Annotated in this window: 12 protein-coding genes; 7 read left to right on the top strand and 5 right to left on the bottom strand. The window is 47.0% G+C overall.

Features of this window, described 5'->3' with window-relative positions; translation table 11 throughout:
• Nucleotides 1–117 carry a hypothetical protein gene (locus AC51G0_RS22950; protein ID WP_164918460.1) on the bottom strand — a complete coding sequence of 39 codons (117 nt, stop codon included), beginning with the start codon at nt 115–117 and terminating at the stop codon, nt 1–3.
• A 635-nt stretch (nt 118–752) separates the two neighbouring features.
• Here AC51G0_RS22950 and AC51G0_RS22945 point away from each other — a divergent pair.
• From AC51G0_RS22945 to AC51G0_RS22935, 3 genes are all read left to right on the top strand, one after another.
• On the top strand, nt 753–1712 hold the full coding sequence (locus AC51G0_RS22945) for a phosphate/phosphite/phosphonate ABC transporter substrate-binding protein (protein WP_496303969.1): 960 nt from the start codon (nt 753–755) through the stop codon (nt 1710–1712).
• Nucleotides 1713–1726: 14 nt separating this feature from the next.
• Nucleotides 1727–4237 carry an EAL domain-containing protein gene (locus AC51G0_RS22940; protein ID WP_496303968.1) on the top strand — a complete coding sequence of 837 codons (2511 nt, stop codon included), beginning with the start codon at nt 1727–1729 and terminating at the stop codon, nt 4235–4237.
• Nucleotides 4238–4359: 122 nt separating this feature from the next.
• Nucleotides 4360–4791: a universal stress protein gene (locus AC51G0_RS22935; protein WP_496303967.1), complete on the top strand. Its 432-nt coding sequence runs from the start codon at nt 4360–4362 to the stop codon at nt 4789–4791.
• Nucleotides 4792–4833: 42 nt separating this feature from the next.
• On the opposite strand, the gene AC51G0_RS22930 is transcribed toward AC51G0_RS22935, so the two are convergent.
• Nucleotides 4834–5382, bottom strand: coding sequence for a GNAT family N-acetyltransferase (locus AC51G0_RS22930; RefSeq protein ID WP_496303966.1), 549 nt, complete (start codon nt 5380–5382; stop codon nt 4834–4836).
• A gap of 122 nt (nt 5383–5504) precedes the next feature.
• Entirely contained in the window at nt 5505–7181 is a 1677-nt protein-coding gene (locus tag AC51G0_RS22925) for an amidohydrolase (RefSeq protein ID WP_496303965.1), read from the bottom strand.
• 484 nt (nt 7182–7665) lie between these two features.
• Between AC51G0_RS22925 and AC51G0_RS22920 the strand changes: the two genes are divergently transcribed.
• Nucleotides 7666–8025 (top strand): diacylglycerol kinase, encoded by a 360-nt coding sequence (locus tag AC51G0_RS22920; protein ID WP_496303964.1) that lies wholly within the window; start codon nt 7666–7668, stop codon nt 8023–8025.
• 952 nt (nt 8026–8977) lie between these two features.
• Complete coding sequence (locus tag AC51G0_RS22915; protein WP_496303963.1) at nt 8978–11014, top strand: methyl-accepting chemotaxis protein; 2037 nt, start codon at nt 8978–8980, stop codon at nt 11012–11014.
• A gap of 111 nt (nt 11015–11125) precedes the next feature.
• Here AC51G0_RS22915 and AC51G0_RS22910 read toward each other — a convergent pair whose 3' ends face one another.
• Together AC51G0_RS22910 and AC51G0_RS22905 are read right to left on the bottom strand one after the other, a co-directional pair.
• Entirely contained in the window at nt 11126–13969 is a 2844-nt protein-coding gene (locus tag AC51G0_RS22910; protein ID WP_496303962.1) for an AMP-binding protein, read from the bottom strand.
• A gap of 245 nt (nt 13970–14214) precedes the next feature.
• On the bottom strand, nt 14215–15324 hold the full coding sequence (locus tag AC51G0_RS22905) for a M20 family metallopeptidase (RefSeq protein ID WP_496303961.1): 1110 nt from the start codon (nt 15322–15324) through the stop codon (nt 14215–14217).
• 179 nt (nt 15325–15503) lie between these two features.
• On the opposite strand from AC51G0_RS22905, the gene AC51G0_RS22900 reads away from it, so the two are divergent.
• Both AC51G0_RS22900 and AC51G0_RS22895 read left to right on the top strand, forming a co-directional pair.
• Nucleotides 15504–16502, top strand: coding sequence for an ATP-grasp domain-containing protein (locus AC51G0_RS22900; protein WP_496303960.1), 999 nt, complete (start codon nt 15504–15506; stop codon nt 16500–16502).
• Nucleotides 16499–17941 carry an ATP-grasp domain-containing protein gene (locus AC51G0_RS22895; protein WP_496303959.1) on the top strand — a complete coding sequence of 481 codons (1443 nt, stop codon included), beginning with the start codon at nt 16499–16501 and terminating at the stop codon, nt 17939–17941. Before AC51G0_RS22900 ends, AC51G0_RS22895 begins: the two co-directional genes overlap by 4 nt.
• The last annotated feature ends 3 nt before the right edge of the window (nt 17942–17944 follow it).

Raw genomic sequence — 17944 nt, 5'->3', positions numbered from 1 at the left:
TTACAACAGCCACGCTGCCATGCCATAGAGGCCTACTGCACCAACTGTAAGTGCAGGAAAAATAACAAATGTATAAAGAAATGTTGATTTCAATTCTTGTTGTTTTATTGCTGTCATAAAGCTCACCTTGCGTTTTTTTGTTTATTCTAGTGAGCGAATATTAATGGGTGGTGTTGGGTTGCGAGTGGATGTGAGCGTTTATGAATTATTGTTAATGGATTTTTTGTAGGTTAATGAAAAATAACCATTTTATATTTATGGTATTTGGTGGGTGAATTTGATTTTATTTTCAATAATTGATGGGAATGTGATGGCGGTATGGTTTCTCATAAATCAAAGCGATGTGCAATACCTCTTTTGTGGCTATTTGGTTGCCTGCTTGAAAATAATTGCCGTTGATAAACGGGCAGCTAGATTTCCTTTCTGTACTGATTTTTCGCACATGTAGTTAGGTAATTCTGTAACGCTTGTCCTGTCAATTGTCAGTGTCCACATTCCTAGTCATTACGAGAAGAAGAAAGGTTGGCTTTCTTTGGCTTGGAATAAAGGTGTGTTGATTTTATGTAAAATAATGTTCGCGAAAATTATATGCTTGTGCCTAATATGTAGTATGCGTGTAGGAATGGTGATCACTGAAAGTATACGTGGTGGTTGTCTGTTTATTCAGTCATTTTTCAAGCTGAGTAGAGGTAACAGAACTGGATCTTGCCACAGTGGCTTTTGGGGATAAGCCTTAACAAAAGGATATTGGAATGGAAATCAGTTCGCTTCGTTATTTTTTTCGTCCCTTTCTCATGGCAGCCGCAATCTGTTTGATGGGTATTACCGTCCCAGCTCAGGCTGCGCCTGAGCAAAATCAGGCAGACTCTGGCGCAACGGCTAAGGGGTATGTACTGAAGTTTGGGCGAGTATCGGTTAACCCCCGTAAAGACTACCCTAAGTACAAGACACTTGGGGATTTTTTGGTTAAACGTCTGAAAGGCGCGGGAGTTTCTGATTGGGAAGTTGTTTTTGCTACCAGTCAGGAGCAGATGAGTGATTATCTTCGCGAAGGCAAGGTTGATATTGTACCAGCGGCTGTTTATACCGGTATGGTGCTTAAAGAGCAAGCGGGTGCCGAGTTGCTTCTGAAAGAATGGCGCAATGGTATGAAGAGCTATCAGACGTTTTTTGTCACAAGCAAAACCAGTGATATTAACGATCTTTCTGATTTGCTCGGCAAAACCATTGCTTTTGAAACTCGTCATTCAACCCCTTCTTATTTTGTTCCAAGAATAGTGCTTGAGTCCCAGGGGCTGCCTTTAATGGATACTAATGACGGAGGCGCTACACCAGATCAGACCCAAATTGGCTACCTATTTGCAAAGAAAGAAATCAATATCGTCCAGTCGATTTCTTCTGGCCGGGTACATGCCGGAGCAATCAGTAGTCGTGACTGGAATAACCCCAAGCGTGTACCTGAAGGGGTGAAGAAAGAACTCCGCGTTTTTCATCGTACAGAACCTTTCCCTAGGGCTGTTTGGGCGGTTAGGAGTGGCCTGCCAGAGTCTCTAAAGCTATCGATTCAAGATGTATTATTGGCTATAGAAAGTAACCCTAGTGATATTGAAGAGCTTAAGCGTTATCGAGGCGTTACCGGTTACGAGCTACTCAAAGAGGGAGAGTTAACCTGGTTCCATGAGCAACTGAGAAAGCATGGGGATTCTCTATAATAAAGGCGGCTAATATGCGTATTCGCTATAAGTACTTTATTGTTATTGGTCTGTTACTCTTGATTATGTTCAGCATGGTATCTGTGATCCTTGGTCAGCAGGTATATAAGAGTATTGGCAATATGAGGCAAGAGAGCGATCGCGTATTACGCTCGGCGATAATTGATCAGTATAAGGAACGTGGTCAGCAACTATCAGCGATGAGTGCAAGTGCTCTCATTAACCCATTAATATTGAATGATGTTGATGCAATCGGTGAGTTGCTCCATGCTCTGTATGCCGAATATGATATTACTCAGGTTTATGTTTACGATAAAAATGGTTCAGTTCTGCATGATGGAACGGCAGAGCTGAAACTAAATGGTACTAACATCTTGGACTTGCAGCCTGAACTAAAAGGTGTGCCTGATAGCTTAGTTTCTTTCCGCAACAATGATTCTATTCATGTTTTTTCGCCAGTGCAGATGCTTGATGAGACTATTGGCGGTATTTATATCTCCATGCCGCTGACATCGCTGACAATACAGCTTGATAATCTTCATAACGTGCTTATTAACAATAGCGAGATGATTCGAGATGCGAGCCAACGGTCGTTGTTTATTACGGGGACTGTGCTAATCATCATTTCCCTGGTCGCTTCTTTGTGTCTGTCCCGAAGCCTGAGTGCGCCGATTATCAACTTGACCCAACAACTTCTGCGTGTTGGACGTGGGGATTATGAGGCCAACATCGTTGTTAATCGTGCCGATGAAATAGGCGATTTGGCAGCGGCATACCGTACGATGGTGGATGATTTGAGGCGAACCATTATCACCCGTGATCAACTGGATCAAGTTCTCCAAAGTATGCAGGATGCTATCATTGTCACGTCAGGTTCTGGAAAAATTCGCATGATGAACCCGGCAATGACTGCCCTGTTTGATTTAGAGGAGCAGGAGCTGCTAGAGCTTAAGCCATTGGAACTTTTGGATTTAAGTGACAGTGAAAAGTGCGAGTTGGCTCAGGTAATAGAGCGTGATGGGACAATTACAAGCCAAGTAGGTTTAGTTTCGCTGGGCGGAAATGTCGATAAGCATGTACTCCTTTCTGCTACCCGGTTGGGAGAATCTAATGGATTCCGCGGTGAAACACTTTATGTTTTTCATGATATTACGGAAATAAAGCAGGCTGAAGCAGAGATCCGGCGATTAGCAGAGAGCGATAGCCTCACAGGCTTATCAAATCGTTACCACTTTAAGAATCTTGCACAGCAAACTTTGCTCAAAGCCCAGCGTGAGCAGTTTTCAGTCGCCATACTGTTTATTGATTTAGATAACTTTAAACGCATCAACGATACATTGGGTCACGTTGTGGGTGATTTATTGCTTAAAGCGGTTGGCCAGCGCCTAGTGGGCACTTTGCGCTTGTCCGGTGTGGGCGACAGATCGTCAAATGAAAATTTGATTATTGCCCGGCTAGGGGGGGATGAATTTACTATTCTTCTACCTTATCAAGAGAATACTGATACCCCTTCACTTGTGGCAAAGCGGTTGTTAAAAGCCCTGACAGAACCTTTCCAGCTTTCCGGCTATAGTATTTCTATTAGCTGCAGTATTGGTATTTCGGTTTTTCCCAATGATGGTAATGATATAGAAAGCTTGTTTAAGTTTGCCGATACCGCTATGTATGAAGCAAAACATAACGGTAAAGGCTGCTATCAACTTTATAATGCCTCTATGGGGATGGGGGATCTCAATCATCTTGTAATAGAGCAGTCATTACATAGTGCGCTAGCCAATGATGAGTTCCAACTTGTATACCAACCTCAGCTTGATTTGAATACAAATACTATCATCGGCTGCGAAGCCTTGCTGCGCTGGCACCACCCGGTGTTGGGAAGTATACCGCCGGACACCTTCATCCCTATTGCCGAGCAGACCGGGCTGATTATACCTATTGGAGAGTGGGTGCTAAGGACGGCCTGTCAGCAGGCTAGAAAATGGCAGGAAATAGGATTCCCAGCTATACGTATCTCCGTTAATCTTTCAGCGAGGCAATTTGAGCACACCAATATAGCAAGAGTGATAACGGAGATATTGCAGGAGACCGGTCTGGCTCCACATAGTCTTGAGTTGGAAATCACTGAAAGTATGCTGATCCGTAATGCTGAGCATGCGATTAAGTGTATGGAAAAGATTAAAGATATGGGGGTAGGCTTGGCCATTGATGATTTTGGTACTGGCTATTCAAGCCTGAGTTATCTAAAACGCTTTCCTATCGATAGACTCAAAATTGATCGTGCTTTTGTTACTGATATTCCCAACAATGCAGAAGATACAGCCATTGTGTGCGCTATCATTGCAATGGCTCGCAGTCTAGGCCTAAAAGTGATTGCGGAGGGCGTTGAAACCCAATCCCAGATGGAGTTTTTAACCTTAAACAGCTGCGATGAAATGCAAGGGTATTACTTTAGTCGCCCTTTAGCCCCTGATGAGTTGACTAAGCTACTGAATCGAAAAAGTGTGTCCCTCTCTGTTATGACCTAATCATCAGATCTAGATAATAAGGCTCTTACCTTCTTTTATTATCCGGCCCTGTTTGAGATTTTCTTCTATGTTTCTATATAGTGATATCGCGCGATTGGCGGCGCTTTTCGAAGGAGGACACCATGGGATATAAGCATGTATTGCTAGCACTGAACCTGGATGAGAATGCAGAGTATTTGGTGCTAAAAGCGGCCGAGATGGCCCGCATTCATCATGCGTTGTTCAGCGTGATCCACATTGACCCTGATCTTGGGCACCTGGAACAAGGCGTACGGGAATTTGACGCCGTCAATATTGATGAGAGCAATCATTACGAATCTGTAGCAGCCATGAAGCGATTACTAAAAGGGACGAATTACCCGCTCTATAAACATCTCTTTTATACCGGCTATATTGAAGATCAGATGGTGAATGCGATAAAGCAGTATGATGTTGATTTGCTTATCTTAGGCCACCACCAGTCCAATATTTTCCGCCAATTGATGCTATCGCTCAGCGAGCCACTGGTTAGGCAAATGCCGTGTGATATTCAATTGCTGAAATTAGAAACATAGCGGTTTTAATGCCGCAATAAAAATGCGGCGTTGTTTATCGATTTAGTCTTGTTTGCTCTTCTGTTGGTGGCCGATGAGTTGCTCAATGGATTGCCATCGATAGACATACTCATCAATGTCGCTGCCGTCAGGAGCTTGCCATGATTGCGCTTTGGTATTAAAGGCACCTAGTTTTTGGTAAAACGCTTGAGCAGCATGATTTTCAGCTAACACTTCAAGATACATACCTTCATCCGGAGCCTGGTCATATGCAAGCTCAGCAGCCGACTGTAAGAGTTGCTTGCCCAGTCCCAGGCCTTGGTAGTGTTTACCAATATGAAGATTTTCAACCAGCGTACCCCATTCAGGGTGGCTACCCAAATATATACAGATAAAGCCGCAGAGGGCCTTTTCTTTGCTGGCAACTAAAATTCGCTGGTGGGGCTCGGGAGCAGTGAAGCGCTGTTGCCAGGTTATTTTTCGGTCTTTGTGAACATCATGACAAAGATAATCATCGGATAATATTCCCCGGTAAACCTCTTGCCAGCTTGAAGAGTGCAAAGCCGAAATCTGTTCCATGTCATTTGTAGAGGCAACCCTAATTTCAATCATTAAATACCCTTCTAATTCCTTTTATCTGAGTGCAACGTTCAATAAAAGCGTGTGCTTGCTAATACTAGCGCCCCTCGATTATTCCAAGGTGTCCGAGGGGCGAGAGTTATTATTGCTAATGGTTATTCCAGGTTATCAAACACGACGTTTCCCTGCAGAACGGTCATTACCACTTTGGACTGTGCAATGTCTTCTGGGGTAAGTTGGGTGATATCACGGTCGAGAACCACCAGATCGGCTGATTTTCCTTCTTCGATTGATCCAGTGATGTCGTCAAGCCCCAGGCTGATAGCGGCATTGATCGTATAGGCATCAATGGCCGCGTTGATATCCGGCATACCTGTTCCTCCCATTCGCAGGCTGTTGGCAATGCCAACCAATGGATTGATATCATTAACATTCCAGTCGCTGCTCAGGCTGACATTGGCTCCAATATCATACAGGCGGCGGACTTGCATCAATGAACGGGTACGCTGTGCGCCAAGGAACGGCTCGGCCCAGCTATGATCATGTTCTGCAATATAGTCTGAGCCGACCTGAAAATCAGCGGTGACCTGCAAGGGCTTAAAGCGCTTGATGTCACTGCTGTTGACCATTTCGACATGGGTTAGGGTGTAGTTACGGTCAGCGCCTTGCTGGCGGGCAAATTCTATTGCATTTAGCGACTCCCTAATTGCCCCGTCGCCAATGGCATGGATATGGGCACCATAGCCGATTTTATCCAGCGCGGTCAGCCAGCTCTTCATCTGCGACGGCGGGATGTAGTTAATGCCGTATGGCTCATCCTCGATGTAGGTAAACAGGTACGGGGCTAGTGTTTTGGCTGTCCCGTTGATAATGATACCGTCACTGTACATTTTTACCTGATCGACAATGAGCCGTGATTCAGGATCACGGCTTTGAATACCTTTCAGATACGTCAACTGTGGTGTCTGGTTTTCACCGGGATAGATCCATGGTCTGAGTGAAACCCGGGCCGTCAGATCGCCAGTGGCCTCTGCCTCTTTCCATACCTCATACCATCCCCGCTTCCAATACAGACGACCATCACCGATAGTGGTAATCCCATAGGCTTTAGCTTCTTCCAAACCGTTCATCAGTCCATTGTAGCTTTGGTTAAATGGATTGCTTAGGCTGTTCCAGGCCAGCTCCATAACAATGTCACCGGCATTATCAAGCAAGATCCCGTTAAGCTCACCGGAATCGGGATCTTTGAGGATTTTCCCGCCTTGGGGCTCTGGTGAGGTATTGCTGATCCCGGTACGCTTAAGTGCCTGTGAGTTTACCCACATTGAATGCGAGGTTTGTTCCATGATGACGACGGGCTGATCCGGGAAAATGCGGTCCAGTACTTCCAGCGGCGTCTCGGCATTGTCTTCGTTTAGGGTTAGATTGAGCGTGAAGCCATACCCCATCAGCCATTCGCCTTCTTTGGCACGTTTCCGGCATTGTTTGAGGTAGGGGATTTGCTCGTTCAGGGAGGCGTCTGTATTGAGTTCGCAATTCCCCCCTGCTTCCGAAGCGGCTTCAAAAACATGATTATGGTTATCGACAAAGCCCGGCATGAGCATGGCACCTTTGAGATCGATAACGTCAGTCTGTACCTGGCGAAAACGTTCAGCTATTTGGTTGCTACCGACATAGAGGATTTTCCCGTTGCTGATAGCGACAGCCTCGGCGGGTTTGTCAGCATAAACGTTGGCATTTTTGAAAATGGTATCAGCTTGTCCGGCAGCAATTGCACCGGGTGTTGATATCAGAGTAATGCCTAGCAGGGCAGCTAGTTGGGCTTTTTTCATTATTATGGTCCTAATTTCATTCAAGATTGCAAGTAAAACAGAACTGTAGTCGCTTACTGGTTGCATTCGTTATTCCTGACAAAATAAATGATACCAGCCTGCAGAAGTATTTGATCACTCATCCTTGTCTTAAGTGATCTTTCCTGCGCAATTATCTGAATACTTGCTTATTACGGTAGGTATCAATCTGTTTGTTGATGAAGAGCATAAGGGATAGGGGTTGATAATGAAAAATACCCAGTATCAGGAAATTGTGATACTGGGGTATGCCTATATCCGTAAGTACTTTTAACAATTAAGCCTGAGTGAGGAAGTTCTGTATGGTTATCAAATAGGGATAGAGGTCCCTGAGAAGGTTTTTGCACTCGGGTTGTGACAGAGGTGGCAAGTAGAGAAAGGCTATTGACAGAATGAGGCATAATAGTTTGAGTAACATGCAATAATATTAAGATAAGAAATATATATAATAGAGCGAGTTAAGGGAATGAAACCAGGAGAAACAGGGTTAAAACGAGTATTTGATGCCACTATCTATTCAATCCAGGGACTTAAAGCCGCCTGGAAATATGAAGCGGCATTTCGTCAGGAAATTGTGTTACTGATTGTGCTCACGGTCATCACTTTCTTTTTATCGGTGACCAAGCTTGAGCAATTGGTAATGATTGCTAGCCTATTTCTGGTTGTGATTGTTGAACTGCTTAATTCGGCTGTTGAGGCTGTGGTTGATCGTATTGGATCTGATTACCACGAGCTGTCTGGTAGAGCCAAAGATATTGGGTCTGCAGCTGTTTTTGTTGCAATGATATTGGCAGGGATCACTTGGTTTGTAGTGTTGTTTGTTTAAGCCCTATTATCCCATGGATGCCATGTGGATGGCTTAATATTAACCAGGCTCGACAGTTCGATACGATTCTGTCGAGCCATATTAAATAACAGATCACGACAGAAAAATAATTGTAATAAAGGAAAGCAGTTTTCTTTATTACAATTTAATTAAGTTGATATGGTATTTAGGTTTATACATGTTAAGTGCGAGATATAGTCCAGTTTTCAGAACAATTCTTACACTCCATTTCAGCATCCGAAATACTTTTTGATTTGATATAAGTATCAGATGATTCGCATTTTGGACATTGTGTTCTAGATGGTGGACAGTTAATATCGACACAGTGATTATCTTTGTCCGTTGATTTCACCATCGGCTGTTTGCAGTCTGGACATAACATTTAATAACACTCCTTTTATCAAAAATAGGACGTTTATACCAATAATGGGGTATTTAATATCACTGCAATTGATAAAAGACTATAGATGTTGAATGTTCATTATATATTCATTGATCATGGTCATTATTTGTGCATTTGATAGAAAATCCTAATAATCCACCTTATCTTATGATATTTAACAGGTAATTATCAGTACTTCACATTTTCCTCTTGGTAAGAAGTGTTTTTAAGTATTTTATATTATCAAGGACGCAATGAATGTGCTGCTGTATGAAAAATTGATGAACCTTGTTGCAATGGTTAAGTGAAGTAATGCATAAGCCATTATTAGGTGCATTGTGCTTATCTGGGGGGATGAATACAGATAAGAATATCGTTGCTTTATATTTCCCTATATCTATTCACCTGTGGTCATATCCACTAATTGCACTTCTTGGCTCGCCAAGATCAAAAAAATGAATGATTATTAACTAATATAATAATTATTGGTTTACATATACTTGTCGTGAATACAGTATTTGCTTTTTTGTACAGAAAGGTGAGAGGGCGACCATCCTCTATGGCAGGGATATGTGGAAGAAAATTAATAATAAAAGTATAGGGTTTCAGTTAAAGCTGATGATTAGCTTGTTAATCATGATTGCTTTTTCTTCAGTAGCAACAATTGTTTACCGTAATTCTTCTGAAATACTACTGGAGCATACACTCAAAGAGCAGCAGTCGAAGCTAGATGCATTGGCGGTGACGATATCCAGCCAGTTTGAGATTTACCTGGATAATGCTCGGGAGCTAGAGAGTGCATTTCGTCAGGGTTATCTGCACGGCTTGTCTTTTGAAGATGAAAGGGTAAGTTTTGCCGGGCAGCAGGTGCAAAATGTCACGCTGAACAGTGAGTCGATGATCAACAATACCGATATCGTTGATCGTTTTAGCAAGGACACTGGTGCGATTGCAACCTTGTTTGTTGCAACAGGTAATGATTTTGTTCGTGTCGCGACATCGTTGAAAAACAACAGCGGCAAACGGGCGCTGGGGACCAAGCTGGGCCATGGGCATCCAGGCTTTAATCAGCTAAGTAGCGGTCAGCCATACTACGCCAAAGTCGAACTGTTCAGTAATCCCTATCTGACTTATTACTCACCGATTAAAGATCAAAGCAATCAGGTGGTTGCTATATCCTTTATTGGTATTCCGATTGATGAAGCAACTAAAGCGGTCTTCTCGAGTTTGGCCAATATCCGTTGGGGCGATACTGGCTATACCATTGTGGTTGACAACGATGATAGTGAGCGGGGTGAATACCTTTTCCACCCGGAGTTTAGGGAAGAAGGGGCATCTATCCTTGATGTGGCGGACTATGAAGGCAATAAGCCGTTTGGCCAGTTGTTTGAGTCCAAAAGCGGCCTGATGACATATCCGTATGAATATAATGGGGTTGTCGGTGACAAGTACCTTGTTTATACCGAAGTACCAGGCTGGAACTGGAAGCTGCTAGGCGGCACATTCATTAGTGAGGTTACTAAGGGCAGCCAGCATCTATTGACTGTGATTGCTATTGTGGCCTTAGTCGCGGGTCTGGTTACCTTTGTGATCCTAAGTATGTTTCTGAGCAGGCTAACAAGGCCACTGACGACGCTGACCGGTTATATGGATCGTTTGGGCAAAGGTGAAGTAACTTTATTGATGGAGCAAGGCAATGGTCAGTCTGGCAATGAAATTGAACGCCTGACCTATGGCGTCTCTTCGATGGCGGCTAAGCTAAATGGCTTGGTCGGTGAAATTCGAACTACCAGTGAATCAGTACAGACCCAGGCGAGCAGCCTGTCTAGTGATGCCCAGCATAGCTTGAGTCAGTCTGATGTCCAGCAGGAGCAGGTCGAGCAAGTCGTCACTGCCATTGAAGAAATGGCATCGTCGGCGAAGTCGGTGGCGGAGCAGGTCGAGGCGATTGCCGAGAGTGTCCGTTCGGCCAATGATGACAGTGTTTCTGGATCTGACCTGGTTGCGCAGGTTAGCGTTGAAATCGCGAGCCTGAATGAGCAATTGAGGCAGTCGGCTGAAGCGATCAATATGGTTAGCCGTGAAAGCGACAATATTCAGACCGTCACCCGTATGATCGATGAGATTGCCGAGCAGACCAACCTATTGGCACTTAATGCTGCCATTGAGGCTGCCCGCGCTGGCGAGCAAGGGCGCGGATTTGCCGTGGTCGCTGATGAAGTCAGAACCCTGGCACACCGGACTCAGGAATCTGTTAAGGAAGTGGTCAGTATTATCGAACAGCTGCGCGGCTGTACTAGCAGTGCAGTATCGATGATGGCCGAGAGCCAGAAGAAAGGGAAGCTGGTAACCGAGCAGGCAACCCAGGCAGGCTTGGCGCTCGAGGGCATTACGACACAGGTAACGGCTATCGCCGCCCAGTCTGAGACAATTGCCGCAACGTCCGAAGAGCAGGCTCAGGTGACACAAGAGATCGCAACCAATGCGACAGAAATCAGTAATTTGAACCGTCAGGGAAGGGATATTGCAGCCCAGACGTCGAAGAGTGCGGATCATCTGCAAGAACTGTCTGTTGAACTGAAACAACAGGTTGATTATTTCCACTAGCTAGTCAAGCTGACGGTTATATTCAAACAGGAAGAGGTTGGGGCCTCTTCCTGTTTTTGTATGGCCTTCTATAACCATGAAATCATCGACGACCGCCATGATGCTTCCTTATTAGCGGTTGTTGGTGCTGTGGGCCAGATCCGGCTCACCGCAGTGGCGCAGTATTTCGGCTCTGGCCTGATCCCTTAGCTGCAGGGCCGCATTCCAGTCCTTACCTTGCGGGTAGTGCAATGGGCTAAAAGTGATAGTGATATCACCCCGCCTCGGGAATAGTGATCTATTTCTGAGCTTGGAACGGGTACCGAACAGGGTGACGGGAAGAACGGGGAGTCCGGCCTCCGCTGCCGCCATAAATGCCCCCATATGAAATTCATGCAACCCGGCCATTCGGTAGAGAGTCCCTTCTGGGAATAGGCATAATGGCTGGCTGCTGTTGGCGCTATCGGCTATTCGCTTGGCGTCCAGAACGCCTTTCTCAACATCAAAGCGCTCGACAAACTCGGTATCCAGTTTTGATAGGAAAATACGGGTAAAAGGATTTTTTAATAGCTCGGACTTGGCCACGAACCGGCATTTGAAATCAGTTGCCGCGACCATCACTAGTCCGTCAAGGTAGCTGGCGTGGTTAGAGACTAATATACAGGGCGTCTCGTTGTTGGGACGGTTTTCTTTGCCGTTTATTGTGAGTTTGGTGCCTGTCAATCTAATGAGTGTCCGGGCTCCGGCCCGGGTAACAGACCAGCACCAGTTTTTATTTGGCACCACGGCAACAAAGCTCCACACACAAGAGGCGAGTATCCCCATCACTAGCCACATATAGGCGGCATACCCGATATCCAGTCCTATCCGCCAGTAACGTTTGAGCTGTGGCGAGATCCCGGCCTTCATCAGTCTGAGCGTCTGCCACCAGACCGCACGTTGGCGGATATCGAGGCTGTCTTGTTCATAAAGCTCCCTGCAGGCTGCCCGGCGAATCTTTCCGCTTGAGGTTTTTGGGATTGTATGTGGGGGGCCAATGATGACATCATCCGCTGGGCTGCCGAGTAAATCCAATGCCAAGTTATTGATTTGGTGCTTTAAGTGTTGGTGCTTGGTGGTGTCTGTTTCTCTGCTTTCCGCCAATACAATAAGGCGTTCGGTACCTGAACGGTTATCATGGCTGGCAAAGGCTGCAACACACCCCTTGCGGATCCCGGGGATACTGCAGACGGCTTCTTCCAGCTCATGGGGGTAGATGTTCCGACCTGCACGAATAATGATGTCTTTGCTGCGGCCAGTTAGAAACAGTTCACCGCCGATGGTAAAAGCACGGTCACCGGTATCTAGCCATTCGCCGTGGTACAGAGCCTTGGTCTTTTCAGGCTCGCGGTAATAGCCAGCGGTGGCGGAAGGGCCTTTGAATTCCAATTCACCCTCTTCTCGTTCAGGTAATTCCCGACCAAGATCATCCATGATCCGGATTTGGTGACCAGGCAACGGCAAGCCCAAGCCGATGGCTTGGATAGCATCAGGGTCGTCGCTGCTGGCAGCCTCGGCACGGCCGAAGCGCGTCATTGGTTCCCGCTTAATCCGCTCTATGCGAGGCTTTCTTACCTCGGTTGGGAAAGTCAGTCCAACCGTTGATTCCGCCAGACCGTATACCGGTGACATGGTCTCGGGGCGAAATCCATACTTGGCGAATCGTTCGCTAAAGCGCTGAATGGTACTGGGGCTAACTGGCTCGGCGCCGTTCCACGACAGTCGCCAGCTGCTGAGATCCAGCCCTTCAAGCTCGCTTTCATCGATTTTGTTGATGCAAAGCTCATAGGCAAAATTCGGTGCTGGTGACAATGTCCCCCGGTGACGATGGATAGCCCACAGCCAGCGTTGGGGCTTTGATAAAAACACCAAAGGCGACATGATCACCAGCGGCATGGCATGGTAGAGGCTACCGAACCAGGTACCGATCAGCCCCATATCGTGATACACCGGGAGCCAGCTGACGAACACATCGCTGGAACTGGCTTTGACGACCTTGCCCATTGCCCGGATGTTGGCCAGCAGGTTGGCATGGGTAAGAGCCACCCCTTTGGGAATGCCTGTACTGCCTGAGGTATATTGCAAGAAAGCGATATCTGAAGAACTGGCATCCCCGACATCAAGTGGCTCAGGTGCCTGTTGGAGCTCTGATACCGTCACCACCGCTTTAATAGAGGGAACCTGCAATCGAAGTAGCTGCGAAAGGGGTTTGGCCTCGGGCACCGTGATAAGCAGGCGGGCCTCAGCATTTTGCAAGATATTGGCATGGCGCTTCAAATGGTCTTCTATCTGCGAAGGTCGCGCCGGGGGATAAATCGGTACAGGAATGGCGCGGGCATACAGTACTCCGAAGAAACAGTAAAAATAGTCATTGCTGGTCGGCAGCATAATCGCGACACATTCCCCCGGGGCTATATCCTGCTCGATTAACCCATTGGCGATTTGCAAGGCTCTGTCCCGGACCGTGCGATAGCTAATTTCGGTGACTTGGTCGGCAGTCTGGTAAACATACAGGTGCGGCCTGTCAGGATGGGCTTTGACATGCCAGTCAAGCACCTGCTGCAGGGATTGGACATGCTCGGGTGCCGATTCGACCACATCAAGCTGGATTTGCTCGATGACCTGTTCGGAAATCGAGGTATTACCGCGATTTACCGCCTGTAGCAGTTCCCGCACTAGGTCACGGGGCGTTTCGATACTTGCCAGTGTTTGATCGGGTAGGGTGATACTAAACTGTTTCTCAGTACGCTGAATAAGCTCTGCCCGGGCCAGGCTGTCGAAGCCCAGATCCTGATCAAACCGGCAATCAAGTTGCAAAGGAGTATCAGGCTGTTGCCCCTGCCGCAATTCATCCACGAGCTCTTTAACCAGCTGCAATACTAATTCAGCCGTGTGCTCCGGTGTTTCATCGAATTGGCGCTTTGTATTGACCTGCATAGCAAGCATCCTGCAGCTGAGTATTATTTCAGGCGAATTTATGAAGTTCTCATCGCGCGTAATGTATGGTTGTGTTTGGTAGAGTCTGTTTGAAGTGTAGCTAACTTCAGCGATATCTAGGGAAATTGCTGTTTAAATTTGAGAACGTTAGGGAAGAGTACGGGCTTAACCGCTATCGGTGTCAATGATTGGTTTCACATAACCCACTCCCGCCCCCCCCCTTGAAAAGGGGGAGGAGCATTCTGTTAAAGCGGTTGCCTAGAGCTGTAGTGGTGGACGATTGCGGTAACTTCCTCAATACGGCGGCTGAAGCTGCGCTTGGAGGCCCGCTCAAACTCGGTATGGTCACCGTCGCCATAAGGACCAAAGCCATCTAAGGTGGGCAGCCCGGCACCAGAGGTGACGTTTGCATCACTCACCCCACCGCGTTGCTCGGTTTTTAGTGGGTAGCCGAGTATATCCGACAGTGTGTCGATAAGCTGTTGCTGTCCTTCAGATGGCATCATGACATCCCGTTGTAGTCCGCCATTTATCGACGTTGTGACGCCTTCAATCCCATGTTGGCTGATCACCTGCGGAATAGCCTCAAGGATCCGTTGTTGCTGATCAGTCTGGGTAAAGCGTGCCTCGACCATAAGTTGGGCATGAGGAGAGATAGTGTTGGTGCTGATCCCCCCTTTGATTTTCCCGACATTGACGGTGGTGCCTTGTTCGATATCGCTAAGTTCAGTTAGGGCAATGAGCAGCTTGGCGGCAGCGAGGTTGGCATTTTTTCCGCGGCTATAATGGTTGCCAGCATGCGCGGCGACGCCCTTGAGTTCGACACAAAAGGTCGCCACTCCCTTACGACCATTGACTACTTCATGAGCTTCACCTGCGGCCTCGAAATCTAGGCAGGCATCATAATTAGCGGCAAGATCCCGGGTGATTGCTTTGCTGTCATCACTGCCGGTTTCTTCGTCACTGACCAATAGGAAATCGACGTTGCTAAGTTGCCCATGCTCGGCAAAGACATTGCGTAGGGCAGAAAGGGCAACAAAATTGCCGCCTTTCATATCACAGGCACCCGGGCCGTATATCCATTCCTCATTTTCGCGAAACCCCTCAAAGGAATGCGGTGGGAAAACAGTATCTAAATGCCCCATCAGGAGCAGTTTTGGCTTGTCTTTTACTTTGGGGCTGCTAAAGAGCAGGTGGTTGCCGATATGCTCACGATGAAAAATGGTGGTCTCCATTCCCAGTACTTCCAGCCAGCCTTGCATTAGCTTTCCGTTCGCATCGACTCCCGCTTTGTTTTGGGTCCATGAGTTTTCCTCTATCAAGATTTTTAGATCAGCAAAATCGATACTTTTCACAACTTGATTTCCTCCGCAGAATTTACGCCTGGCTGGCAATCCTCACAGAGAATTTCCACCTGGCTCACTGTTATCAAAAATGTGCAACACTATGATGTGAAACTATATTACTACCTTGTTGTTTTGTATGTGTGCCCACAGGGCATATTTTTGAAGTTAGAGTGATTAAGGAGTAACTCATGGCCTCCCCTCGTGTTGGTTTGTGGATGTATCAAAATTCAGGCGGAACAGAGATAGAGCGTAAGATTGTCGCTCAGTTAAATGACAGAAATATTGAAGCAATTACCGGGCTGGACTTGAGTAAAGCCTCGGCACATAACGGTAGTATTTTCTGTAACGGCCATATGATGGATGAGTTAGATCTGTTTTTTTCCTATAACGCGGGTCAGCAGAGTCCGTTTCAGGTTTATCTGTACCAGACCTTGAGCAGCATGATCCCGACTATCAATAACTATGTGGCGTTTGAATTGACCGAAGACAAATTCCGTACTGCTCACTTGTTAAAGAAACACGGCATACCCACCGCGGATTATATTGTGTGTAACAAGAACAACATTGAGCAACTCAAGGAGCACCTCCGTTTTTGGCAGGGCAAGGCGATTTGCAAGCCGGTAAATGGCTGGGGCGGTAATGGGATCATCAAGCTGGAAAGTGAACGCGATCTTGATCTGATCCATCCTTATATCACCAAGCAGAGCTCTCCCCAGTTTTATATCGAGCGGGTGATAGAGAATGACTTTACTGACTACCGGATTGATATTGTCGATAACAAGTTTGTGGCTTGCTATGGCCGCAAAGCGGCGTCGGGAAGCTGGAAAACCAATGTGACCAGCGGGGGGAGCGTGATCCGGCGGGAACCGATCCCCGAGGTGATTGAACTGGCATTGAAGGCCGCCCGAGTCACGGGGTTGGAAGTGGCTGGCGTCGATATTATCTATGACATTGAACACCAGCAATATGTGGTACTGGAAGTGAACGGGATCCCGGCCTTCGCGACGCCCGATCAAGAGCAAGCCGGGCTTAACTTCAACGATACCAAGATTTCGTACCTGGTCGATCTTATTGAGCGCACGGTCAGCAAAGATAAGACCGATATATTTGAAGCCTCAGCCATCGACCTTGCCACTATAGATCTAGCCTCAACCTCAAGCCCTCTCGTTAAGGAAGAAACACTATGACCTCGCCAAAGCAGTCTTTGCCAACTATCGGTATGCTTTATCTAGACCACGTTCTGCGCTTTTTCGACAAGTCCAACTTCAAAGGATGGCCTGATAAGATTGAACAGGTCGTTTACCATTGGGGGAACGACAAGCTGCGTTTCATTGACGAAGTCAAACGAAAGAAAATAGATGTATTGATCGGCAACGTGCCGGCAACGGCATATGAGACATTTCGTGAAATCGCCCGCGCACTGCCCGAGGTGAAGTTTATTCCGACGCTGGATAGCCAGTTTAGTAACAAGTCGAAGGAAAACGTCACCCACTTTTGCGAGAAGTACCAGCTGCCGATCCCCAAAACCAAAATTTTCTATCAGGTTGATGAAGCATTGGCCTATATCAACAATACTCAGTACCCCAAAATCGTGAAGCGATCTTATGGTCCTTCAAATTATGGCGGCTACTTTGTCCATAAGGTCGATAGTGCAGAGGAGGCGGTGCGTCTCTTCTCTGAAAAACGCTATTACCCGGCGTATATCCAGGATTTTGTGCCAATGAAGGCGGATATTCGTGTCATGCTGGTGGGGCATCAGCCCGTGTGTGCATTCTGGCGCCGTCCTCCTGAAGGGGAGTGGCTGACCAATACTAGCCAGGGTGGCAGCATGGATTACCAGGATGTTCCTGAAGAGGTACTGGACTTGGCGGTGCGCGCATCGAAAGCGGCGAATGCCGAATACTGGGCCTGCGATATTGCGGTGAGCACCAAAGATGAGTACACCATCCTGGAGTGTGCGACGGCCTTTGCGGCATTCCCATATATTCGCGACTGGATCGGACAATACCTGATGTGGCTGTTGGCCCCACAGCGCTTTGACAAGCCGTGTTTTGCCCATAAGAACTGGGAAGAGCTGGGCAAAATAGACGCTTCGCTACTGCGCACAATGCGTCATATTGCGTTTGGCCAAGCCAGCCATTCGACAGATACCGGAGAGTATGCTCCAGCCGATGAGCAGTATTCGCTGCAAAAAATACATGACCTGCATAATGAAGAGTGGCCAAGTGAAGCCTGGAATTTTCAGGGGATGTACCCAACTGGGACAGCGAACCCCTACGTAAATCAAGAGCAATCTTCTGAGCTAGCCCCAAAGAAACAGGAACAACAATCGCTGCAGCAACCGCTTGATAGCGGTATTGAAGATCACTCGCATGTGGCTGAAGCCAGCGAACAGCTAGCCAAATCCGTTCAAACACTTGAGCCAGAACAACTGGTGGCGTTTTTTCATAGCGTGAAAGGCATCGGCCAGACTCTGGCGCAAGAGATAGTAGAAACGCTGGGGGTTGACGGTGCCATATACGCACTGGAGCATGAGCCACAGCAATTAACAACATTCAAGAATCTGAAGCAGAAGAAGCTAGAGGCTATTCTTAGCTATTGGAATGACAGTGAGCTGGTCTGTTAAGGA

The organism is Photobacterium sp. HL06, from assembly GCF_059552575.1.
Note: the sequence above shows the minus strand (reverse complement) of the source record. Positions and strands in the feature narration are given on the sequence as shown.